This window comes from Lewinella sp. JB7 (assembly GCF_024297185.1).
In the GTDB taxonomy this organism is placed as follows: domain Bacteria; phylum Bacteroidota; class Bacteroidia; order Chitinophagales; family Saprospiraceae; genus Neolewinella.
The window spans coordinates 18,688-41,282 of sequence record NZ_JANCTD010000010.1; the positions used below are offsets into that span (position 1 = coordinate 18,688).

23 protein-coding genes are annotated in these 22,595 nt (G+C 60.8%); 8 read left to right on the forward strand and 15 right to left on the reverse strand.

Annotation, left to right across the window (positions count from 1 at the left end; genetic code table 11):
- Positions 1 to 71: 71 nt before the first annotated feature.
- On the forward strand, positions 72 to 1,169 hold the full coding sequence (gene ychF, locus NMA52_RS16455; protein ID WP_254828801.1) for a redox-regulated ATPase YchF: 1,098 nt from the start codon (positions 72 to 74) through the stop codon (positions 1,167 to 1,169).
- Between the two features lie 65 nt (positions 1,170 to 1,234).
- A complete protein-coding gene (locus tag NMA52_RS16460) occupies positions 1,235 to 1,525 on the forward strand; it encodes a putative quinol monooxygenase (protein ID WP_254828802.1) in 291 nt (96 codons plus the stop codon).
- Positions 1,526 to 1,634: 109 nt separating this feature from the next.
- On the opposite strand, the gene NMA52_RS16465 is transcribed toward NMA52_RS16460, so the two are convergent.
- The 4 genes from NMA52_RS16465 to NMA52_RS16480 form a co-directional block, all read right to left on the reverse strand.
- Positions 1,635 to 2,714 (reverse strand): chorismate mutase, encoded by a 1,080-nt coding sequence (locus NMA52_RS16465; protein ID WP_254828803.1) that lies wholly within the window; start codon positions 2,712 to 2,714, stop codon positions 1,635 to 1,637.
- Positions 2,715 to 2,777: 63 nt separating this feature from the next.
- Positions 2,778 to 3,620 (reverse strand): prephenate dehydrogenase, encoded by an 843-nt coding sequence (locus NMA52_RS16470; protein WP_254828804.1) that lies wholly within the window; start codon positions 3,618 to 3,620, stop codon positions 2,778 to 2,780.
- Positions 3,614 to 4,843 carry a pyridoxal phosphate-dependent aminotransferase gene (locus tag NMA52_RS16475; protein WP_254828805.1) on the reverse strand — a complete coding sequence of 410 codons (1,230 nt, stop codon included), beginning with the start codon at positions 4,841 to 4,843 and terminating at the stop codon, positions 3,614 to 3,616. The genes NMA52_RS16470 and NMA52_RS16475 overlap by 7 nt, the downstream gene beginning before the upstream one ends.
- Before the next feature lie 5 nt (positions 4,844 to 4,848).
- The gene (locus NMA52_RS16480) at positions 4,849 to 5,700 is read right to left on the reverse strand and encodes a prephenate dehydratase (protein ID WP_254828806.1); all 852 of its coding nucleotides are present in this window, start codon (positions 5,698 to 5,700) and stop codon (positions 4,849 to 4,851) included.
- A 249-nt stretch (positions 5,701 to 5,949) separates the two neighbouring features.
- Here NMA52_RS16480 and NMA52_RS16485 point away from each other — a divergent pair, with 249 nt between their 5' ends.
- From NMA52_RS16485 to NMA52_RS16505, 5 genes are read left to right on the forward strand one after another with little or no spacing between them, the layout of a single operon-like run.
- Positions 5,950 to 6,432 carry a hypothetical protein gene (locus tag NMA52_RS16485; RefSeq protein WP_254828807.1) on the forward strand — a complete coding sequence of 161 codons (483 nt, stop codon included), beginning with the start codon at positions 5,950 to 5,952 and terminating at the stop codon, positions 6,430 to 6,432.
- Positions 6,433 to 7,374, forward strand: coding sequence for a DUF368 domain-containing protein (locus NMA52_RS16490; RefSeq protein ID WP_254828808.1), 942 nt, complete (start codon positions 6,433 to 6,435; stop codon positions 7,372 to 7,374).
- A gap of 13 nt (positions 7,375 to 7,387) precedes the next feature.
- The gene (locus tag NMA52_RS16495; RefSeq protein WP_254828809.1) at positions 7,388 to 8,146 is read left to right on the forward strand and encodes a shikimate dehydrogenase; all 759 of its coding nucleotides are present in this window, start codon (positions 7,388 to 7,390) and stop codon (positions 8,144 to 8,146) included.
- A 29-nt stretch (positions 8,147 to 8,175) separates the two neighbouring features.
- The gene (locus NMA52_RS16500) at positions 8,176 to 10,122 is read left to right on the forward strand and encodes a sialate O-acetylesterase (RefSeq protein WP_254828810.1); all 1,947 of its coding nucleotides are present in this window, start codon (positions 8,176 to 8,178) and stop codon (positions 10,120 to 10,122) included.
- A gap of 24 nt (positions 10,123 to 10,146) precedes the next feature.
- Positions 10,147 to 11,481: an MATE family efflux transporter gene (locus tag NMA52_RS16505; RefSeq protein ID WP_254828811.1), complete on the forward strand. Its 1,335-nt coding sequence runs from the start codon at positions 10,147 to 10,149 to the stop codon at positions 11,479 to 11,481.
- 23 nt (positions 11,482 to 11,504) lie between these two features.
- Here the strand turns inward: NMA52_RS16505 and atpG are convergent, their stop codons facing one another.
- The 7 genes from atpG to NMA52_RS16540 all read right to left on the reverse strand — a co-directional run bounded on the left by atpG (position 11,505) and on the right by NMA52_RS16540 (position 18,215).
- Positions 11,505 to 12,410, reverse strand: a complete 906-nt coding sequence (atpG, locus tag NMA52_RS16510) for an ATP synthase F1 subunit gamma (RefSeq protein WP_254828812.1) — start codon at positions 12,408 to 12,410, stop codon at positions 11,505 to 11,507.
- A gap of 14 nt (positions 12,411 to 12,424) precedes the next feature.
- Positions 12,425 to 14,011: a F0F1 ATP synthase subunit alpha gene (atpA, locus tag NMA52_RS16515; protein ID WP_254828813.1), complete on the reverse strand. Its 1,587-nt coding sequence runs from the start codon at positions 14,009 to 14,011 to the stop codon at positions 12,425 to 12,427.
- A gap of 71 nt (positions 14,012 to 14,082) precedes the next feature.
- Positions 14,083 to 14,655: an ATP synthase F1 subunit delta gene (atpH, locus tag NMA52_RS16520; protein WP_254828814.1), complete on the reverse strand. Its 573-nt coding sequence runs from the start codon at positions 14,653 to 14,655 to the stop codon at positions 14,083 to 14,085.
- A gap of 7 nt (positions 14,656 to 14,662) precedes the next feature.
- Positions 14,663 to 15,175, reverse strand: coding sequence for a F0F1 ATP synthase subunit B (gene atpF / locus NMA52_RS16525; RefSeq protein WP_254828815.1), 513 nt, complete (start codon positions 15,173 to 15,175; stop codon positions 14,663 to 14,665).
- A 137-nt stretch (positions 15,176 to 15,312) separates the two neighbouring features.
- Positions 15,313 to 15,513, reverse strand: a complete 201-nt coding sequence (gene atpE / locus NMA52_RS16530) for an ATP synthase F0 subunit C (RefSeq protein ID WP_116105365.1) — start codon at positions 15,511 to 15,513, stop codon at positions 15,313 to 15,315.
- 40 nt (positions 15,514 to 15,553) lie between these two features.
- Positions 15,554 to 16,903, reverse strand: a complete 1,350-nt coding sequence (atpB, locus tag NMA52_RS16535; protein WP_254828816.1) for a F0F1 ATP synthase subunit A — start codon at positions 16,901 to 16,903, stop codon at positions 15,554 to 15,556.
- A gap of 106 nt (positions 16,904 to 17,009) precedes the next feature.
- Positions 17,010 to 18,215, reverse strand: a complete 1,206-nt coding sequence (locus NMA52_RS16540) for a saccharopine dehydrogenase family protein (RefSeq protein WP_254828817.1) — start codon at positions 18,213 to 18,215, stop codon at positions 17,010 to 17,012.
- A 214-nt stretch (positions 18,216 to 18,429) separates the two neighbouring features.
- On the opposite strand from NMA52_RS16540, the gene NMA52_RS16545 reads away from it, so the two are divergent.
- Positions 18,430 to 19,017: a hypothetical protein gene (locus NMA52_RS16545; protein ID WP_254828818.1), complete on the forward strand. Its 588-nt coding sequence runs from the start codon at positions 18,430 to 18,432 to the stop codon at positions 19,015 to 19,017.
- Between the two features lie 100 nt (positions 19,018 to 19,117).
- Here the strand turns inward: NMA52_RS16545 and miaA are convergent, their stop codons facing one another.
- From miaA to NMA52_RS16565, 4 genes are read right to left on the reverse strand one after another with little or no spacing between them, the layout of a single operon-like run.
- Positions 19,118 to 19,990, reverse strand: a complete 873-nt coding sequence (gene miaA / locus NMA52_RS16550; RefSeq protein WP_254828819.1) for a tRNA (adenosine(37)-N6)-dimethylallyltransferase MiaA — start codon at positions 19,988 to 19,990, stop codon at positions 19,118 to 19,120.
- Positions 19,990 to 20,778, reverse strand: a complete 789-nt coding sequence (gene trpA / locus NMA52_RS16555; RefSeq protein WP_254828820.1) for a tryptophan synthase subunit alpha — start codon at positions 20,776 to 20,778, stop codon at positions 19,990 to 19,992. Before trpA ends, miaA begins: the two co-directional genes overlap by 1 nt.
- A 21-nt stretch (positions 20,779 to 20,799) precedes the next feature.
- Positions 20,800 to 22,002: a tryptophan synthase subunit beta gene (gene trpB, locus NMA52_RS16560; RefSeq protein WP_254828821.1), complete on the reverse strand. Its 1,203-nt coding sequence runs from the start codon at positions 22,000 to 22,002 to the stop codon at positions 20,800 to 20,802.
- Positions 21,999 to 22,595, reverse strand: a complete 597-nt coding sequence (locus NMA52_RS16565; RefSeq protein ID WP_254828822.1) for an aminodeoxychorismate/anthranilate synthase component II — start codon at positions 22,593 to 22,595, stop codon at positions 21,999 to 22,001. Before NMA52_RS16565 ends, trpB begins: the two co-directional genes overlap by 4 nt.

The following is a 22,595-nucleotide window of genomic DNA, read 5'->3' on the forward strand; positions in this document are numbered from 1 at the left end:
CGGATTCCGGGGGTCCTATACCACCGGCCTGCTTCGTACCTTTGCGGTCCTTTAGCAAAACCTGAGAAGATATGGGACTTAAGTGTGGCATCGTGGGCCTGCCGAACGTGGGCAAATCAACGCTGTTCAATGCGCTGACATCGGCCAAGGCACTCGCGGCCAACTACCCCTTCGCGACGAAAGATCCGAACCTGGGCGTCATCACCGTCCCCAATCCCCGACTGGATAAGCTGGAAGAGCTCGTCAATCCGCAGAAGGTCATCCCCACCACCGTCGATATCGTAGATATCGCCGGCCTCATCAAGGGCGCGAGCAAGGGCGAGGGCCTGGGTAACCAGTTCCTGGGCAACATCCGCGAGACCGACGCCATCCTGCACGTCGTACGCTGCTTCGAGGACGACAACGTCGTGCACGTAGACGGCAACGTGGATCCGGTGCGCGACAAGATGATCATAGACACCGAACTGATCCTTAAGGACATCGAGACCGTCGAGAAGAAAGTAGATAAGTTCCGCCGGACTGCCAAGAGTGGCGACAAGGAAGCCCGCCGCGTCGTCGACGTGGGGGAAGCCCTGCTGGCCCACCTGGAAAGCGAAAAGCCCGCCCGCAGTTTCGAAACCACGGAGGACGGGGAGCAAGTCGTGAAGGAACTGCTGCTGCTGACCGCCAAGCCCATTCTATACGTCTGCAACGTCGACATCGACAGCATCGAGGAGGGCAACGCCCACACCGCCGCCTTCCGCGAGGCCGTGGCCGGGGAAAACGCCGAAGTCATCCTGATCTCCGCGGGCATCGAGGCCGACATTGCCGAACTGGAAACCCGGGAGGAGCGGGCTGAATTCATCGAGGAGATGGGGCTCACCGAACCGGGCGTCAACAAGGTCATCCGGGCCAGCTACGAGCTACTCGACCTGATCACCTACTTCACGGCGGGCGAAAAGGAGGTACGCGCCTGGACGATTCACCGCGGCACGAAAGCACCCGGAGCCGCCGGGGTCATCCACACCGACTTTGAGAAGGGCTTCATTCGCGCCGAGGTCATTCACTACGCGGACTACGTCACCTACGGTTCCGAAGCGGCGGCACGCGACAACGGAAAACTAAACGTGGAGGGTAAGGAATACGTGGTGCAGGACGGTGACGTGATGCACTTTAGGTTTAATGTGTAGAGGGGTTGGGTGAGTGGATGTTGAACCTGAGTCGGGGGGCCGGGTTAGGTGGGAAACGTTGCCTTATGTCTAAGCCCCTGTACCTTATCGCCCAGTTTGAACTGAACCAGCCGGATGAGTTCGCCCCTACGTTTGCCGCCCACGCCGCAGCCAGTCGGGATAAGCCCGGGTGCCGATTCTTCTACCTGATCCGTGATCGGGAAAATCCCGCCAAGTTCGCCACGATGGAGTGCTGGGAAACCTACGAACACTTCGAGCAACACGTCGCCGATGACGAGCACGCCGCCTTTCACAGTCAGATCAAGCGGTACTGGAAAGGTGAGCCGGAGGTGATGGAAGCGGATGTAGTGGAGTAGTGGTAGGGTGGTAGGGTGGTAGGGTGGTAGTATGGTAGGGTGGTAATGTGGTACCATACTACCACCCTACCATATTACCACCCTACCACTCTACCATACTACCACATTGCTACCTAACCTTATTCACGATCGCGTCCTGATGATCGATGCTTTCCTGGTGAATGGCCCGTAGGTATCTCTCCATGAAGGCTTCGCTGAGTCCGTGGGCTTTTCCGGCGCGGGAGGCTTCCTGAAGGATGGCTTCCCAGCGGTTTTCCTGCAGGACGGCGATGTTACGTTCGGCTTTGAACTCCCCGATCTGGTCGGACAACTTCATGCGGCGGCCGATCATGCCGATCAGGTCGCTGTCGATCTCGTCGATTTGCCGGCGGAGCTCGGTGAGCGGTTCCATTTCCATCTCGTCGACGGTGGGTTTGCGCAGGCGGAGGTTCTGGAGAAGTTCGCCGAAAACCTGGGGGGTGATCTGCTGGGAGGCATCGGACCAGGCTTCGTCGGGACGGGGGTGGACTTCCGTCATCAGACCGTCGTACTTGAGATTCAGGGCTTCCTGAGCGACTTCAGCGAGCATGTGGCGGTTCCCGCAGATGTGGCTGTTGTCGACTACCATTTGCAGATCGGGGAAGCGGCGCTTCATGTCGATGGCCATCTGCCAGCGCGGTACGTTGCGGTAAATGGTTTCCCCGTGGTAGCTAAAACCGCGGTGAATCAGGCCAATGCGCGTGATACCGGCCTTGTAGATCCGTTCGACGGCGCCGATCCAGAGTCCGAGATCGGGGTTGATGGGATTTTTGATGAGAACGGGCACGTCGGCTCCGTTCAGGGCGTCCGCCACTTCCTGCACGCTGAAGGGATTCACCGTGGTGCGGGCGCCGATCCAGAGGACGTCGATACCGGCCTTGAGACAGTCGTATACGTGACTGGCCTTGGCTACCTCGGTCGTTGTCTTCAGTCCGGTTTCTTCCTTTACCCGCTTGAGCCAGGAGAGTCCTTCGGTGCCGACGCCCTCGAAGCTGCCGGGACGCGTGCGGGGTTTCCAGATCCCGGAGCGGAACAGATCGACCTGATTGAGTTTGGCCAGGTCCTTGGCGCACTGCATGACCTGCCCTTCGGTTTCCGCGCTGCAAGGTCCGGCGATCACGATACCCCGTCCGGGTGTAGGCGGGATGACCTGTTTGATATTCATTTCCATGGTAGAGTTATTTTACTGATTTTGAGTAGTGTAGCCTGAGCTTCCGGCAGGAATAGTTCAAAGTTACTTGAGGATCTTTTCGATTTGGTTGGCGCGACGGATGCGTTCGTAGAAGCCGTCGAAGTCACGTTTAATGAGCTGGGTGCGGAAGCGGGCGAGTTGCTCGATGTGTTCGTCGAGTACGTCGAGTACGTAGTCGCGATTTTGCCGAAAGATCGGCACCCACATATCGGGGGAGCTCTTCGCCAGCCGCACCGTGGAACCGAAGCCGGAACTCGCGAGCTCGAAAATGCGCTGCTCGTCCTTCTCCTTTTCGAGCACGGTCAGGGCCAGCGCGAAACTGGCGATGTGGGATATGTGACTGACGTAAGCGCAGTGCAGGTCGTGGGCCGATCGATCGAGGTGGGTGAAGTTCATGCCCGCGCAACTGAACACCCGCTTGGCCGTATCCACGGCGTCCGGATCACTGTCCTGAGCGTCTACAATGACACAGGTTTTGCCGGCGAACAGATTGGGTACCGCAGCTTCCGGCCCACTGAACTCCGTGCCCGCCATCGGGTGACAGGCCACGAAGCGTCCGCGGTTCGGGTGGCCGCATACCCCGTCGAGGAGACTCTCCTTCGTGGAGCCCACGTCTACCAGCGTCTGATCCGGCCGGATGCGGTCCAGCAATCGGGGGAGCAGGGTCAGCATGGCGTCCATGGGCGTTGCCAGTACGAGGAGATCGGCCTCCGCGACGCCGGCTTCCAGGGGCATATCGTCGTCGATGAGCCGCCGGCGTACCGCCTTGTCCAGATTATGCTGACTGGCGTCCATGCCGATCACCCGGCTGGCCAGTCCGCTCTCCTTCAGGCTGATGGCCAACGATCCGCCGATCAGGCCGATTCCGATAATGCCGACTACCATGATCGCTCGCTTTTGGAGACATCGCCGGATACGGCACTCCGGGGCGAAAGTCGCCGCAGGGCTTCCTCCAGTACCGCTACGGGGCTGCACAAACTGATGCGTACGTAAGCTTCTCCGGCGGAACCGAAGATGCCTCCCGGCGTGATGAAAACGTCGTGGTCGTAGAGGGCGCGGTCGCAGGTCCCGTATCCATCGGAAGAGCCGGCGCATTTGGCCCAGACGAACAGCCCGACCTGTTGCCGGTCGTAGGTACAGCCCAGGACGTCCATGATTCGGAAGGCTGCGGCCTGACGGTCGCGGTAGGTGTCGTTCAGTCCGTCGTACCAGTCCCGGTCGAGGCCCAGGGCGACCGTCGCGGCCCGCTGTACGGGCAGGAACATGCCGCTGTCCATATTGGACTTGAACCGGAGTACGGTCCGCAGGTAAGCTTCCGCGCCCGCCAGCACGCCGACGCGCCAACCGGCCATGTTCTGCGCCTTGCTCAGGCTGGAAAGCTCCAGGGCTACCGCCCGGGCTCCGGGCACGGAGAGGATACTCTGCACGGAATCCGTGAGAATGAACGCGTAAGGGTTATCGTTGACCAACAGGATCCCGTTGCGGCGGGCGAAGTCCACGAGCCGGCCGAAGAATTCGGGGGGGGCCGTGGCACCGGTCGGCATGTGCGGATAGTTGATCCACATGATCTTGACGCGCTCGAGGCCGGCGGCTTCCAGCGCCTCCAGATCGGGCAGCCAGCCGCCGGCTTCGTTGAGCGGGTAGTCGCGCACTACCCCACCGGCGAGCTCGGTGGCCGACCGGTACGTCGGGTATCCGGGATTGGGGACCAGCACCTCATCGCCGGGATTGAGGAAGGCCATGCTGATGTGCATGATACCCTCCTTGCTGCCCATCAGCGGGAGGAGTTCGGTGGCGGGGTCGAGGGGAACGCCGAAATAGTTAGCGTACCAACGGGCAAAGGCGGCGCGCAGCTCCGGAGTGCCGACGTAGGGCTGGTAACCGTGGCTGTCCGGGCGGTGCGCGCTTTCGGTTAGGGCGGCGATCACCTGCGGTGCCGGGGGCAGGTCGGGGCTCCCGATGCCTAAGTTGAGGATGTCCTTACCGGCGGCGCGCAGCGCGGCGATCTCCCGCAGTTTGGTGCTGAAGTAGTATTCCTGGGTGTCGCCTAGTCGGTCGCTGACCGGGATCACGGGGCGTACGGCCGGGGGGGGTGCGGTATCTTTCATGGGAATCAGGGTTTTTCGCCGGCCGGGTATACTCCCTGGATGCGTAGTTCCTTGGTGATCGGGCGGATTCCGGCGAGAGCTTCGGTCAGGGTAATCGAGCCGTTGAGCAGGAAATCGACGTAGAAGCGGTACTGCCAGGGGCGACCGACGATGGGGGCACTCTGGATTTTGGTCAGGTTGATCTTGTAGGCATCCAGCACCATGAGCACGCGGGACAGACTACCGGCCTCGTGGCTTACCGAGAAGCTCATACTTACCTTGTTACCCTCATCCTGCTGCGTTTCGCGGCCGCGCTCCAGGACGAGGAAGCGGGTATGGTTGAGCTTATTGGTCTCGATGCCGCTCGCCAGGATTTCCAGTCCGTAGAGGCGGGCGGCCAGGGTGTGGGCTACCGCTCCGCGGGTGCGGTCGTTACTTTCCCGGACGTGGAGGGCGCTGAGGGCCGTATCGACCGATTCCACGAGTCTGATCTTCGGCCAGGCCTTGAAGAATTCCCGCACCTGTACCAGGGCGATGGGGTGGGAATAGACTTCCCGCAGTTCGTCGATGCGCACGCCGGGCAGTGCCATCAGGTTTTGGCGGATGCGTAAGTAGACTTCTCCCGTGATGCGGACATTGGATCGGTGGAGCAGATCGTAATTGGCCATCAGGCTACCGGCCAGGGTGTTCTCGATGGCCATGAGGGCCACGTCGGATTCCCCGCTTTCGACCTGTCCGATCACGTCGGCGAAGGTGTGGCCGGGTACCGTTACGACCTCGCGGTCGCGGTAATGTTCCCGGGCGGCGGCTTCGTGAAAAGCTCCGGCGTAGCCCTGGATACTGACGCGGATTTGCTGGGTTGCGGTAGCTGGAGGCATGGAAGGATTAAAATAAAAAAGCGGTACCCATCAGTGGGGGACCGCTCGTGCTGTTACTTCTGTTTCGTGTGTTCAGCGCCCCCCTACTCGCGTAGGCAGTAAAAGCTAAACCAGAAATAGAAGGTGGAATTCATCATTATGCGACAAAGCTATGGCACCCGAATGGAACAACAAAATGTTGTTATGGCAAGTGCTTACCGATGAAGGGTTACGGGCGGCGGGGTATCTTTGCGCGCTAAACTTCTCCGGATGCGTCTGCCCCTACTTTTAATCACCCTATTCATCATCTCCGCCTGCGGAAACGACGGTCGCAGCGGTTACCGCGACCTCGATCTTACGGCCTATAATATTCCCGTCACCATTCAGGCACCCGACAGTGCGAAGGTGGTTTCCGGCACCCTCTCCGGCGTGATCGATGATATCACGGTCAAAAGTCCCGCCGATCGCTTCGCCGTACAAATTCTGGCCAGTACCGCCGCCACCAACGATATGGCTCGCCTGAAGGCCGAGGAACTGGAATTGGTGCGCGACAACCGCTACTTCGAGCGGATCGTCACGGAGGAGCCCCAGGGCTTCGTGTTCGAAAACAAGATCGACAGCATTTCCGCCTACGGCTTCCGCTACATCGTCTACCGCGGCGACCGGGAGATCGTGTTTCAGAACTCCTTCGACGGCGTATTTACGCTACCCGAAGTGGAAACGATGTACAACAGCGTAAAACCCGCCCGGTAGATGAAGATCAGTCTAATCCTGAAGGGGATGGCCATGGGCATTGCCGAGGCCATACCCGGTGTCAGTGGCGGTACCATCGCCTTTATAACCGGTATATACGAGCGCCTGCTGACCGCCATCGGGGCCATACTGGGTACGCGGGTGGCCGGCACCTTCCGGCGGGAGGGTTTTCGGCCGGCCTGGCACGCGGCCGACGGGGGCTTCCTGTTGCAACTGTTCGGGGGGATGCTGATCGGCCTGGCCTTCGCGGTGAAGGTAATCACCTATCTGCTGGAGCATTATCCAACGGTGGTCTGGGGATTCTTCTTCGGCCTCATCATCAGTTCGGCGATCTACGTCGGTCGGCAAATTCAGGGTTGGCGCTCCTCGACCGTCACCTTTCTGATTGTCGGGGCGGTGGTCGCCTATATGCTCACGACCATCAATCCCCTGGCCGGGAGCACCTCTCCCCTACTCGTGTTTTTCTCCGGGATGATCGCTATTTCGGCCCTCATTCTTCCCGGTGTGTCGGGCAGCTTCATCCTGGTCCTGCTGGGGATGTACACCGTGGTGTTCGGGGCAGTGCAGGGACTGACGACGGGACAGGACGGCGCACTCCTCATCGTGGCCTGCTTCGCGGCGGGCTGCCTGGTGGGGCTGGCCCTCTTCGCCAAATTGCTTACCTGGACCTTCAAGACCTACCCCAACCGGACCTTCGCCCTCCTCACGGGCTTCATGATCGGCTCGCTCAATAAATTGTGGCCCTGGCGCAACGCCATCACCACGCGCACCAACAGCAGCGGAGAAGTGGTCCCGGTGCTCGAAGCCAACGTGCTGCCCGCCCACTACCTGGGGGGAGAACCCTACGTTATTGCCGTCGTTCTCGCGGTGCTGGCCGGTCTGGCCGTTGTATTCCTGCTGGAAGCCACTGCCACCGAACGCAAGGAGCAAACCACCCCCTGATCAATCGTTTCGCATGCCCACCTTCGCCCTGCTCGGCTATCCTCTCTCCCACTCCTTCAGTAAGGGCTACTTCACGGAGAAATTCGCCGAGCTCGGTCTGAGCGGTAGCCACCAGTACGTGAACTTTGAGTTGGCCGACGTTAATCAATTAAAGCAAAAGCTGGAGGAGTATCCTGATCTACTGGGTTGTAACGTGACTATCCCGCACAAGCGCAACGTAATGACGCTGATGGACGAGCTGGATCCGGTAGCCGAGCGGATCGGTGCCGTCAACACCATCGTCGTGCGCAACGGTCGCCTGAAGGGATACAACACCGATTTCACCGGCTTTCGGGAGGATCTCCTCGAGCAGATGACCGCCCAGGGTTACGAACGGGATCTTGCGGGGCGGCAGGCACTCATCCTCGGGACCGGGGGTGCCTCTCTCGCGGTACGCGAAGCCCTGCGAAGCCTGGGTGTCCGGGTGACCTACGTCAGTCGGCGCCGCGGTGAGGGCCGTGTGGTGTACGACGAGCTCACGGCGGATTCCCTGCGCGCCTGCCACCTCATCGTAAATACGACGCCCCTGGGGATGAGTCCACAAGTGGATACCGCTCCTCCCCTGCCTTACGATCACCTGACCCCGCGTCATTTTTGCTACGATCTGGTGTATAACCCGGCCGAGACGAAGTTTTTGCGGACGGCCCGGGGCGCGGGCGCGGGAGCGGCGAACGGCCTGGGAATGCTATACAAACAGGCGGAAGCCAGCTGGCGAATCTGGACCGGAGAATAATTGCGATATTCCCGGTCAAACCCCCGATCGTGCGCACCCAAATCCTTTGCTTTTTCCTGCTCTGCCTGGCTCCCGCGCTCGCCGCCCAGGACCTTGCCGTCTTCGAACTGTTCACCGACCACGCCGTACTGCAACGGGACGTAGAACACCCCATCTGGGGGTGGGGCCGCAGGGGCCGGACGGTAACAGTCTCCATCGCCGGTAAGTCCGTGAAGGTAAAAACGGACCGGGACGGCAACTGGTCGGCTACGCTGCCCCCCGTGCCCGCCGGCGGACCCCATACGCTGTCAATCTCCACCGGACGCAAGAGTATTGAGCTTCAAGACATTTATTTCGGGGACGTATACCTGCTCTCCGGCCAGTCGAATATGGAATGGAAGCTGGCGAACTCCGATCCCGACAGTAGTCGCGCCCGGGCCATCGCGGATCCCCTCATCCGGCAGGTGCTCGTCGCCAAAACCCATGCCGAGGCGCCGCAGGATCACGTGGAACTGGACGAAGGCTGGCGGCCGGGGGTGACCCGGGAGATCGCCGACTTCAGCGGGGTGGGTGCTTACTTCGCTCACTATCTACGGGATGGAGGCGTGGAGGTTCCCATCGGACTGGTCCACTCCAGTTGGGGGGGTAGCCGGATCGAGCCGTGGATCAGTGCCGAGAAACTCGGGGTCGACATGCAGCAGATCACCGAGAACCGCCGGGCCGAGCACGAGCGGGTTACCCGACAAGCCTCCGAATTTTACGCTAAAGAATTTGCCGGCGCGATGCCACCCACCGAGGATCGCGGACGGGAGATGGGCTACCTCGGTGACGAAATTCCCCTCACTGACTGGGCTACGGTAGAGGTACCCGGCGTGTGGGAAAGTCGTGGCTACGCGAACGTCGACGGGGTGTTCTACTACCGCCGGACCTTCGACCTCACGGAGGCGCAGGCCCGGGGAGAGGCTACTCTGTACCTCGGACCCATCGACGACGGGGACCTGACCTACATCAACGGCCAGCAGGTAGGCGAGACGCCGAATGCCTACGCCGAGCACCGGGAATACGCGGTCCCCGCGGGGGTGCTGCGGGCGGGGCGGAACAGTCTGGCGGTGCGGGTGACCGACGGTGGCGGTGGCGGAGGGTTTACGGGATCGCCGGAAGCCATGTACCTCGCAACCTCCGCCGGGAAGGTGGCCCTGGCCGGCACCTTTCACTACCGTATCGGGGAGATGTCGACCGCCGCGGCCAGTCAGGCCAACCAGACCCCTACCCTGCTGTACAACGCCATGATCGCTCCCCTGCGCAACCTGCCGCTCTCCGGCGTGCTCTGGTACCAGGGAGAGTCGAACGCCGGACCGGACGACGCGGTGGCCTACGCCGACCGGATGCGTACCCTGGTGCGGTCCTGGCGCGAACGTTTCGAACGGCCGGAACTTCCCTTCTACTGGGTGCAACTGGCGAACTTCCAGGCGCCGCCCGTGGGGCCCGACGAGCCGGGATGGGCCATCCTACGCAGCAGCCAAACGGCTGCCCTTGACGTACCCTGGACGGGGCAGGCCGTCATTTTAGACATTGGGGAGGCCGGCGACATTCATCCCAAAAACAAGTGGGAGGTCGGTCGTCGATTATCCCTGCACGCCCTGAAGAACATATACGGCAAGGGAGTACAGGCGAGTAGCCCGGTGGCGGACGAACTGACGGTCGACGGACCCATAGCCACCGTGCGGTTTACTGAAGTAGGCGGGGGCCTGATGCTGAAGGAATCCGGGGAACGGTACCCGCTGGTGAAGGCCCTGGCCGTGCGGGCCGAGGACGGAAACTGGCACTGGGCGGTGGGCACCCTGCACGCCGCGGACCATACGATCACGGTGGTCAATCCGACGGGAAGTACGATCACGGCGGTGCGGTATGCCTGGTCCAGCAATCCGGACGACGCGAATCTCTACAGTAAGGAGGGACTGCCGGTTACGCCCTTCGAATTATGGGCCGGTAACTAGGCGCTTGTCGTAGCTTTGGCGCCCTTGGAACTAGGTACCTCATACCGCAGCATCTGGAAAGTTAGTATACCGATCATCATCGGTAGCGCGGCCCAGAACGTAGTGGCGATGACCGATTCGGTCTTCCTCTACTACCGCAGCGAAGACGACTTCGCGGCCATCGGTTTCGTCGCGACCTTCTACATCATCGTTGCCGCCATCGGCTTCGGGTTCAGCCGGGGCGGCCAGATCATGATTGCCCACTGTGCCGGACAGGGCAAGCCGGCCGCCGTGGGTCGGTCGTTCTACAGTACCGTCTACTTCGAATTGGCCCTGGCCCTGGGCGTCTTTCTGTTTATGACCTACGGCGCTTACTGGCTGTTTGCTTCCCTGGTCGATTCCGACATCATTTTTTATAAGTCGCTGGAGTACCTGGAAACGCGCAAGTGGGGGGTCTTCGCCAGCTATCTGGGGGTTGCCTGTATCGCGCTGTACACCGGAATCGCCCGCCCGGTCTTCATCGTGGTCGATACCGTAATCCTGGCGATCACCAACATATTCCTGGATCACGCTCTGATCTTCGGGAAGTACGGGTTTCCGGAGATGGGGATTGCCGGGGCGGGGCTGGCCAGTACGATTTCGGAGTACGTAGCCCTGGGTATATTTCTGGTGTACATGCTCGTCGACCGCAAGAACCGGGTGTACAAAATCAACCGGCTGCCGGGGTGGAACCGTAAAATTATCCGGGAGATCATCGGCTTATCGGTACCCATCGTAACCATGTCGGTGGTGGGACTGGGTAGTGCATTTTTCTTCTTCGGCCTGGTCGAAAACTTCGGCGAGCGTGCGCTGGCGGTGACCAATATCGTGCGCATCGCCTACCTCATCTTTTCCATCCCCGCCTGGGGCTTCTCTACGGGCATCAATACCCTGGTGAGTTACTTCGTAGGTCGGGGGGAGCGGTACAACGTGAAGATCGTGCTCTGGAAAACGGCCTACATGTGCCTGGGGGTGACCCTGATGATGGGCCTGCCGATCATCCTATTTCCGCGGGAGGTACTCTACCCCATTCTGGGGGACGGGCGGGCCTACCTCATCGAAGCAGCGTACCCGGTGTTCTGGGTGCTGTTGGGCATTCTGGTCACATTCAGCTTCGGCAGTATCTTTTTCAACGGGCTCATCGGCGCCGGGCAGACTAAGAAAGCCCTGATCTACCAGACCAGCTGCGCCGTGCTCTACATGGTGCTCATCTTCGTGGTAGTACGCAGCGGATGGGGCAATCTTACCCTCGCGTGGAGCGTGGAGATCGTGTACTGGGTGGCGATGTTCGGGCTGAGCTTCCGGTACTTCCGGCGGCCGCGGTGGCGCGGCCGGTACTGAAGCGCGACTGCGTAGCGGGTAGCCTAGGCGGATTCCAGGGCGGCGGCACCGCCGACGATCTCGAGGATCTCGTTGGTGATGGCTTCCTGGCGGGCCTTGTTGTAGCTGATCTTGAGTTCGCGCAGCAGCTCCTGAGCGTTCTCGGTGGCCTTATCCATGGCCGTCATCCGGGCACCGTGCTCGGAAGCGTGGGTATCGAGCAGGGCTGCCTGGAACTTGGTCTCCAGGATACTGGGTACCAGGTAGGCAAGCAGTTCCTCCTTACCGGGCTCGAAAATGTAGTCGGCCCGGTAGTGGGAGCGATTCGCGTCCGCCACTTCCTCGGTGACCTGTTCCTCCACGGGCAGGAACTGCTCGCTGGTGGCGTACTGGACGGCGGCGTTCTTGAAGCGGGCGTAGGCGATGTATACGCGATCGTAGCGACCGAACTTGAACCGCTGCATGATCAGCTCGGGGACTTCCTTGGTATTATCGAAGCTCAGGTCGTCGAACAGGGACTGGAAGTCGGTTACCACCTTGACGTTGTCGCGCTTTCCGTAGTGCTTACGGAAGTACTCGGCGCCCTTGCGTCCGATGCAGATGATGTCGAGCGGGCCGGACAGCGTGCCCAATTGCCGGATGGTGGCCTCGGCGGCCTTGATCACGTTCGTGTTGAAGGCTCCGGCGAGCCCCCGGTTGGAGGTGACGACGACGACGCAGGCACCGGTAACGGGCCGCACCTTGTTGAACACCGTATCGGCATCTCCCTCGAGGTTGGTGAGGATGTTGCGCAGCATTTCGTCGAGCTTATCGGCGTAGGGCCGCAGTTCGGTGATGGCCTGCTGGGCGCGGCGGAGCTTGGCCGCCGATACCATCTTCATCGCGCTGGTGATCTGCTGGGTATTCTTTACCGAGCGGATGCGTTCGCGTACTTCCTTGAGGTTTGCCATGGTGCGGGTGGGGGTTACTTCTTAAACTGGGGGGTCAGTTCGGCGGCCAGGGACTCCAGCTTCTGGAGGTCTTCGTCCTGGTACTTCTTGGCCCGGAAATTTTCCAGAACTTCGGGGTACTTACGACCGAGTTCTCCGAGGAAGAGTTTTTCGAAATCCTTGATCTGCTCGACGGGGACGTCGCGCATCAGGTTCTTGGTACCGAGGTAGATGATGGCCGTTTGCTTCTCCACCGCCACGGGGCTGTACTGGGGTTGCTTCAGGACCTCTACGTTGCGCTTACCCTTCTCCAGGATGTTCATCGTGGAGGCGTCCAGGTCGGAACCGAACTTAGCGAAAGCTTCGAGTTCGCGGTAGGAAGCCTGGTCGAGCTTAAGCGTACCGGATACCTTCTTCATCGGCTTGATCTGGGCCGAACCACCTACCCGCGATACGGATACACCGACATTGATGGCCGGGCGGATACCGTTGTTGAAGAGGCTGGATTCGAGGAAGATCTGCCCGTCGGTGATCGAGATCACGTTCGTGGGGATGTAGGCGGAAACATCACCGGCTTGGGTTTCGATGATGGGTAGGGCCGTAAGCGAACCACCGCCCTTGACGATGCCGGCATCCTTCAGGCTGGGCGGAAGGTCGTTCATGCTCTGCGCGATGGTGTCGTCGTTGATCACCTTAGCGGCGCGCTCCAGGAGGCGGCTGTGCAGGTAGAAGACGTCACCGGGGTAAGCCTCACGTCCGGGAGGACGACGCAGCAGCAGCGATACCTCACGGTAGGCGACGGCCTGCTTCGAGAGGTCGTCGTAGATGATGAGGGCGGGACGACCGGTGTCGCGGAAGTACTCGCCGATGGCGGCTCCGGCAAAGGGAGCGTAGAACTGGAGCGGTGCGGGCTCGGAGGCGGAGGCCGCAACGACGATGGAGTAATCCATGGCTCCGTTCTCCTCCAGCGTCTTAGCTACCTGGGCGACCGTCGAGGCCTTCTGTCCGCAGGCTACGTAGATGCAGTAGACGGGCTCTCCGCGATCGTAGAATTCTTTCTGATTAAGGATGGTATCGATGGCGATGGCCGACTTGCCGGTCTGGCGGTCACCGATGATCAGCTCCCGCTGGCCGCGGCCGATGGGGATCATGGCATCGATGGCCTTTACGCCCGTTTGCAGGGGCTCGTTCACTGGCTGACGGTAGATGACGCCGGGGGCCTTGCGCTCCAGCGGCATCTCGTAGGTGGTGCCGGTGATGTCGCCCTTTCCGTCGATGGGCTGACCGAGGGAGTTCACCACCCGGCCGACGAGCCCTTCCCCGACTTCGATGGAGGCAATCCGGCCGGTACGGGAAACACGGCTGCCCTCGTGGATGCCTGCGGCGGGGCCCATGAGTACGACACCGACGTTGTCCTCCTCCAGGTTCAGTACGATCGCTTCGGTACCGGTCTCGAAGGTCACCAACTCACCCGCCTGGGCGTTGTTGAGACCGTAGACGCGGGCGATACCGTCACCTACCTGAAGGACGGTGCCGTACTCCTCCAGTTCGGTCGCTGTGTCGAATCCCGAGAGCTGTTGCTTCAGGATTGCGGAGATTTCATCAGGTTTTACGTCAGCCATGGCTTATTGATTACTTATTGTTGTAGTCGGAACCAGCGGGGTGATTCCGTGGGGGGAGGACCGGCCGGCGGCTAGTCCGTGATTTTGTTTACGTAAAGGTTGGGTTTGCTCAGCTCGGACTTGATGTTCTTGAGCTTGTGGGCGACGCTGGCGTCGTAGACCTGCCCGTCGAATTCCAGCACGAAGCCGCCGATGAGGTCGGGATCGATGCGGGTCTCCATATCGATCTTGCTTTCGGTCTTGCCGCTCGCGATGAGTTGCTGGCGCACGGCGGCGAGCGTGTCGGCGGAGAGCGGCGCGGCGCTGGTGAGCTTCACCGTGGAGATGTGCTTGATCTTCTTGTACTGCTCGTTGAATTCCTTCAGGATGCCGAGCATGTCCACTTCCCGGCCCTTATCGATCAGCAATTTGACGTAGAGGCGCACGAGTTTGTCTACCCCGGCCTTGTCGAGGAGTTGGCTCAGGATGGCCTGTTTCTTGCTGGGATTGACGACCGGGCTGCTGAGGAGCAGGGCGAAGTCGCGGTTCTTTCCCATGGCGAGAATGGAATCCACATCGGCCTTGATCTGGTCGAGCTGGCCGCGCTCCTGGGCCAGTTCGATCAGGGATTGTGCGTAGCGGGTCGCTACCGTCGGGTTGGTCATGCGGGGCTTAGTTTAGGTCGCTCACGAGCTCGCGGACGAAAGCTTCCTGGTTGGCGTCGCTGCGCAGGTCCTTCTGGAGAATCTTTTCGGCGATTTCGACGGCCATGGTTCCTACTTCCTTCTTCAGGTCGACCATGGCGGCCTTGCGCATATTCTCGATGTCGCGCTTGGCGTCGGCGGCTACCTTCTGGGCGGCTTCGCGGGCCTCGTTCTTGGCGGCGGCGACCATCTCCTTGCTCTGGCGCTCGGCCTCCCCGATGATGCGGGTACGCTCCTCGCGGGCCTCCATCAGTAGGCGCTGGTTGTCGGCGGCCTGGGCTTCCATTTCGGCGCGGGCGCGCTTGGCCTCGTCGATGCTGGTCTGGATTTCCTCGTCGCGGCGGCGCAGCGCCTTCTGGATTGGTTTCCAGGCGAGCTTACCCAGGATCGCATACAGAATGAGGAAGATGACGACGGTCCAGAAAATCAGTCCGAAGTCGGGTTTGATTACACTGAAATCGGCAAGAAAAAGGGTGGACATGGTTGATATTATTTATTCGTCGGACGAACGGTGGTTTTCGTACTGGCGAAGGCAAATTCATCAGACGAAAGTAGCCGGTGGCGCTGCCAAGCGCAGTTCGCCACCGGCTGGTGTTGTGGCCTGGGCCAGACTGCTGACTAGAGCAGTTTGTCCAGAAGACCTACGATGATCGCGAACAGCGCGGCACCCTCAACGAAGGCGGCGGTAAGGATCATTGCACTACGGATATCGGCGGCTGCCTCAGGCTGGCGGGCGATGCTTTCGGTGGCTTTGCTACCGATGAGTCCGATTCCAAGTCCTGCGCCGAGGGCGGCGATACCTGCTCCAAGAGCTCCCATGTTGAATGATTTTATGGGTAAATAAAATTCTTACTATCAGTTAGTTTGCGGCGGTGTGCATACCGGTAACGGCACCTCCCATGGCTCCGCCTTCGGCGATCTTCTCCTCGCCGTGGTGGCCGAGTTCGTCGTGGTGGTGAGCGTCCTCCACGGCCGCACCGATGTAGCTGGCTGAAAGGATCGCGAAGATGAAGGCCTGCACGAAGGCAACCAGCAATTCAATACAGTTCATGAACAGGGTAAAGGCTACCCCAACCACGGCTCCCGCGCCCGCGCCCACCACGTTCTCTCCGTTCGCGCCGAAGATGAAGATGAGGCTGATGAGGCTCAGAATGATGATGTGGCCCGCCGTAATGTTGGCGAACAGACGTACCATCAGGGAGAAGGGCTTGATGACCAGCCCGAGAATCTCGACCGGCGTGAGAATGAAGATCTTGATGGCGGCGGGTACGCCCGGCATCCACAGCGTGTGGGCCCAGAAGTGCTTATTGCCGTGGAAGTAGGCCACGAAGGCCGCGATGACGGCCAGGGCCATGGTCACGGCGATGTTGCCCGTTACGTTCGAACTGCCGGGGAAGATGGGCACCAGCCCGAGCAGGTTACAGAAGAGGACGAAGAAGAACACCGTCATGATGAAGGGCTGAAACCGTTCGTAGTGCTTCTCCCCGATCATCGGGATAGTGATCTCGTCGCGCAGGAACACGAAGAAGGGCTCCATCAGGCTCTGCACACCCGAAGGGGCTTTACCCTCGTTCTTCCGGTAGCCCGCCGCTACCGCCCCCCACAGAAGGATCAGGAGGAGCGCGGCCAGGAGCATCGTAAAGACGTTCTTGGTGATGCTGAAGTCGTAGAAACTGGTGATGCCGCCGCCGAGCAGTCCGCCGTCGCCGACGGAAGGTGCGTCGAGCAGGTACTCCTCGCCGTTGACCTTGGCGTAGTAGATGTCGCTGGTCTTCCCGTCGACCGTTTCCTGCCGGTGGGCAATGCACTCGACCGGGTGCTCTCCTTCCAGTACGGTCGCCCGGGCGTCGGCGATGCGGTTCACCCGTCCGTGGTTCATTACGTAACCATCAACGGCGGTTTCGCCGTGGTGGAACATGCTGCTCAGTCCGACCGTCCAGCCGTGCTCGGGAGCGTACAGGATGACGGGCAGCGGAATGGACACGTCGCCAAAAACGTGGAATTCGTTGGCGTCGGCGATATGGTGCAGGATCACGCCGGCCGGATCGTAGTCGTCGCCGTGGGCGTCGCAGCTCTGATGTACGTCGGTTTCGTCACCTGCCGTACCGTGATCCGCGGCGGTGCCGTGATCGTTGACTTCCTGTGCGGAAATCAGGCCAAAACCAAAGCAGAACAAGAACAGAAAAAGGTAGCGAGCGCTGGACGTCATGCGTTGGGAAGTTTTGCTGTCCCTCAAATGAGGCGCAAAGGTAACACAACCGCCGTTATTATTATAGGCGGCGATTCGGTTTTTTGGCCGGGGAAGCTTACGGGGCCTATACCTCCAGATCCACCCCTACTTCCTCGTGCCACTCCAGGCCGTGCTTGCCCAGCACGTCGAGGAAGGGATCGGGATTGAACTGCTCCACGTTGTACACGCCGTGGCCGTCCCACTTGCCCTGGATGAGCATCATCGCGCCGGTCATGGCGGGTACCCCGGTGGTGTAGCTAACGCCCTGCGCCCGCGTTTCGCGGTAAGCGCGTTCGTGGCTGCAGTTGTTCCAGATGTAGTAGGTGCGCTCCTCTCCGTCCTTGATGCCCCGGATGCGGCATCCGATGCTGGTCTGTCCGCTGTAACCTTCGCCTAGCCCGCCGGGATCGGGCAGGACGGTCTTGAGGAATTCCAGCGGGATGATCTCGACCCCCTTGTGGTTGACGGGTTCGATGCCGGCCATGCCGATGTTCTGAATGACGCGGAGGTGGGTGAGGTATTCATCGCCGAAGGTCATCCAGAAGCGGGCGCGTTTGAGGGTCGGGAAGTGCTTGACCAGGCTCTCCAGCTCCTCGTGGTAGAGTACGTAACTGGGCTTGGGGCCGATGTCGGGGTAGGTAAGGTCCTTGCGGATGCTGAACGCGGGAATTTCGACCCACTTTCCGTTTTCCCAGTACTTACCGGGCTGGGTAATTTCGCGGATGTTGATCTCGGGATTAAAGTTGGTCGCGAAGGCCTTGCCGTGGTCGCCGGCGTTCGCGTCCACGATGTCGAGATAGTGGATCTCGTCGAAGAAGTGGGTAGCGGCCCGCGCGGTGAAAATGCTCGTGACCCCCGGGTCGAAACCGCAGCCCAGAATGGCCGTCAGTCCCGCCTGCTTGAAGCGATCGTGGTAGGCCCACTGGTGGCTGTATTCGAACTTGGCCTCCTCCTTCGGCTCGTAGTTGGCCGTGTCGAGGTAGTGTACTCCGGCTTCGAGGCAGGCGTCCATAATGGTCAGATCCTGGTACGGCAGCGCGACGTGAACGACCATGAAGGGATCGTAGTCGCGGATGAGTTGGGTGAGGGCGGGCACGTCCTCGGCGTCCACGGCGGCGGTAGTGATCTTATCGTAGCCCAGGTCGGCCTTGATGTCGGCGGCGATCTCGTCACACTTGCTCTTCGTACGGCTGGCGAGCATAAATTCGGTGAACACTTCCGGGTTTTCGGCACACTTATAGGCTACCACGCGTCCGACACCTCCGGCGCCGATGATCATTACTCTAGACATGCTGTTGCTTTTTTGCAAAGCTAACGCGGGGCGGGGCCGCAGGTGCAATGTTCGTAGAGAAAACCTGTCCCGGCGGTAGCCTCCCCCCCTCCGGATTCGGAATTTACGGCAGGGGCGCACGTCCGGGACAATCGAACATCCCCCCGCCCGCACACCGTTGCAACAGGGAAGCGTGGCCCTCGTCCACCCCGATTTCCTAATTTAATACGCCGAAATGACCTTCCGATTTTTACCTATCCTCTTATTCTTTTCCCTCCTTTTCACGGCCTGCGACGTCGACCAAACGCAGGAAGGCGACCTCCCGGAAATCGACGTGGACGTCGATACCGAAGCCGGTCAACTGCCGGAGTATGATGTGGACTGGGTCGACGTAGACGTAAATACGACCACCCGCATGGTCGAAGTACCCAAGGTCACCGTACAAATGGTGGAGGAACCCGTGGAGGTGCCCGTACTGGACGTGTCCTGGCCCGATGAGTACGGCGATGCCGAGGAGACGACCTTTATGGTCGAAGCCGACGTGGACCAGGAGGCGGAACTGGAGATCGAAGAGATCTATACTACCGGCAAGCGGATGATCGTCCTGGCCCGCCTCGACAAGGATGGGGAACGCCTAAGCGACGGGGAAATGATGCGCGTTTCCGACCAGGTCGTCGTCAACGCACCCGACATGGACGTTCGCTACTACATCATCGGTGACCGCCCCAACGGCGCAACCAATACCCGCTACCGCTACATTGCCGATCGGGACGACATTGCGGACATGCTACAGAATGGCCAGTCCATCTACAGTCGCGACTAAACGGAGCATGAAATATTTTTGGAATGCCCCTGCCGACCCGAGTCGGCGGGGGCATTCCGCATTTATGAGATTGCGTGCGCTGGGAGACCGCCGCATCAGGCTATCCCAACTTGTCCTGAATGTCCCGCACGCTCGCCACGCTCGCGTAATCCCGGAACCAGGTGTACTGCCGCTTGGCGTACCGGCGGCTGTTGCGCTTGATGAGTTCAATGGCCCGGTCCTTGCCGTAATCCCCCGCGAAGTAGGGCCACCACTCCTGGTAACCGACCGTGCGCAGCACCGGTAAGTCCTGGTGAGGTAAGAGTTGCCGGGCTTCCGCTTCCAGTCCTTCGTTGATCATCTGATCGACCCGCCGTTCGATGCGGGCGTACAGTTCATCGCGTGCGGGACTGCGACAAAAATAGTGGGGCGAAAAGTCGGGCGCGGCGGCATTGCCGAGGTAGCTGCTGTAGGGCTTCCCTTCCGTGAAGCAGACCCGCAACGCGCGCTGTAGCCGACGACCGTTGTGGCGGTCTACCCGGTCGTAGTAGGCGGGGTCGTGCTGAGCGAGTGCAGTCCGTAAGCCCTCGAGTCCGTCGCGGGATTCGATTTCCATCACCCGGCGTCGGGCATTTTCCGAAACCTCCGGAAACTCGTCGAGCCCCCCGCAGAGGGCGCGGATGAAAAGGCCGCTGCCGCCCACGACCACGGCGATATCGTGATTACAAAATATCCCGTCCAGTCGGTTCCGTGCTTCTGCCGCGTACCTGCCCGCGGACAGGGGGCTGGTCAGGGACCGGTCGGCGATGAAGTGGTGAGGAACGGTCGATAGTTCCTCCGGGGTCGGGCGGGCGTTCCCGATCCGCATTTCCCGGTAGAACTGCCGGCTGTCCGCGCTCACGATCTCCGTGCCGTAGTGCCGGGCCACCTCGATGGCCAGTCGGGTCTTTCCGCTGGCCGTCGGACCGCCGATGACGAGCACCCGTTTTCCCATCACCGTATTTCAGCTTGCAGAATGGCGTCGACGAATTCTCTGGAGGCTTCCGCTACCCTATCCTCCTGTCCGGCCAGCGAACGGATGAAGGCACTGCCGATGATGGCGCCGTTGAAGTATTCGCAGGCCGTGCGGAAGCTGGCGGCATCGCTGATGCCGAACCCGATGAGCTTCGGGTTGGGAAGATTCAGCCGCTCGATCCGGTTGAAGTACGCCCGCTGACGGTCGCTGATCTCCGCGCTGCCCCCGGTTATGGAGCTGCTCGATACGACGTACAGGAAGCCGGTGCTGCTGCCCGCGATCTCCCGGATGCGCTCGTCGGAGGTCTGCGGCGTGATGAGAAAACTGACCTGCAGGCCGGCCCTCTCGGCCAGTTGGCGGAAGTCGCGCTCGTACTCATAGGCCGGGAGATCCGGCAGGATCAGTCCGTCAATGCCGGCTCCCGCGACCGCGCCCACGAAACGCTCCATACCGTACTGCATGACCTGGTTGAAGTAGCCCATGAGTACCAGGGGAATTTGCGTGTGTCGCCGGGCTTCCTCGATCTGTTCCACGAGGAGTTTGAGGTTCATGCCGTTGCGGAGGGCGACGGAGCTGCTTTCCTGAATGGTTTCCCCGTCGGCCATGGGGTCGGAGTAGGGCATGCCGATTTCGATCAGGTCGGCACCAGACTCGGCCAGACTGCGAATGATCGGTACGGTGCTGTCCAGTGTCGGGTAGCCGGCCGTGAAGTATATATTAAGGATGTCCTTCTGCTTACTGGCGAAGAGCCGGGATAGTCTGTTCATTGCTGCTGCTTGCGCGGGGCGTTATGCCGGTTTGAGGGGTTCGGAATCGAGGTAGGCGGAGAAGGCCGCCAAGTCCTTGTCGCCCCGCCCGCTCAGGCACACCACGATCACGTCGTCGGGACCGTAGTTCATCTGATCGAGGGCGGCGAAGGCGTGGGCCGTTTCCAGGGCCGGGATGATGCCCTCCTGCCGGGCGACGAAGAGGGCCGCGGCCAGGGCGTCGTCGTCCGTTACGCTGATCGCTTCGGCGCGCTTGCTGTCGATGAGGAAGGCGTGTAGCGGTCCGATACCCGGATAGTCCAGACCCGCGCTGATGCTGTAGGGCTCGACGATTTGTCCGTCTTCGGTCTGCATCAGCAGAGTCCGACTGCCGTGGATGATGCCTTCGCTGCCGAGCTGACTCGTAGCGGCCGATTCACCGCTGTCGACGCCCAGTCCGGCGGCCTCCACGGCGATGAGGCGCACCCGCTCGTCGTTGAGGTAGTGATAGTAGGCTCCGGCCGCGTTGCTGCCCCCGCCCACGCAGGCGACGATGGCATCCGGGTAGTCGCGACCGATCTTCTCCCGCAACTGCCACTTGGTTTCTTCCGAGATGATGGCCTGAAAGCGGGCAACCATGTCGGGATAGGGATGAGGACCGACGACGGATCCGATGATGTAGTGAGTATCCTCCGGATTGCTGATCCAGTCGCGGATCGCCTCGTTGGTCGCGTCCTTTAGGGTGCGGCTACCGCTGCGGGCGGGCCTCACTTCGGCGCCGAGCATCTTCATGCGGGCCACGTTGGGGGCCTGCCGCTCGATATCTACCTCGCCCATGTAGACGATGCACTGCAGGCCCTTGAGGGCGCAGACCGTGGCGGTGGCTACGCCGTGCTGGCCGGCACCGGTTTCGGCAATGATGCGCTTCTTTCCCAGCCGTTCGGCCAGCAGGATCTGTCCGATCGTGTTGTTAATTTTGTGGGCCCCCGTGTGGTTCAGGTCTTCGCGCTTGAGGTACAGGTTCGTCCCGTAGTGCTTGCTCAGGCGCTCGGCGTAGTACAGGGGACTGGGCCGGCCGACGTAGTCGCGCAGCAGCAGGTCGAACTCCCGCCGGAACTCCGGATCGCCCATCATGGTCACGTAGCTGCGCCGAAGTTCCTCGACGTTGGCGTGGAGCATCTCGGGGATGTAGGCTCCTCCGAAGCGGCCGTAGTAGCCGCGCTCGTCAATAGCAATATTGGTCATACCGTAGTGGCTTGTCGAGATTTAACGTAGTTGAGCAAATTCTTGATCATCAGCCGGCCGTGCTCGGTCATGATGCTTTCGGGATGGAATTGCACCCCAAAAATAGGTAAGCTGCGGTGGCGCATGGCCATGATTCCGCCCCGGTCGTCGGTGGCCGTGATCTCCAGCTCGGCGGGCAGGGTGGCCGGATCGATCACCCAGCTGTGGTAACGGCCGGCGCGGAAGGTGGCGGGCACGCCGGTGAAAATGTCGTCCTCCGCTACGGTCCGCTGCATGTCCGTTTCCACTCCGTGGTGTACCTGCTCCAGGTTGTGCAGCGAAGCCCCGAAAGCTTCGCCGATCGCCTGGTGACCGAGGCACACCCCAAAGATGACGGTCTGGCCGGCGTACTGCTTGATCAGGTCCGGCATGATGCCGGCGTCTGCGGGCAGTCCCGGTCCGGGGCTCAGCACGACCAGGTCGTAAGCGGCTACGGCGGCCAGATCAATCTCGTCGTTGCGGAACACGTCTACGGACTGCCCGAGTTCCTCCTCGATGTAGTGAACGAGGTTGTAGGTGAAGGAATCGTAATTGTCGAGAATCAGAATTTTCAT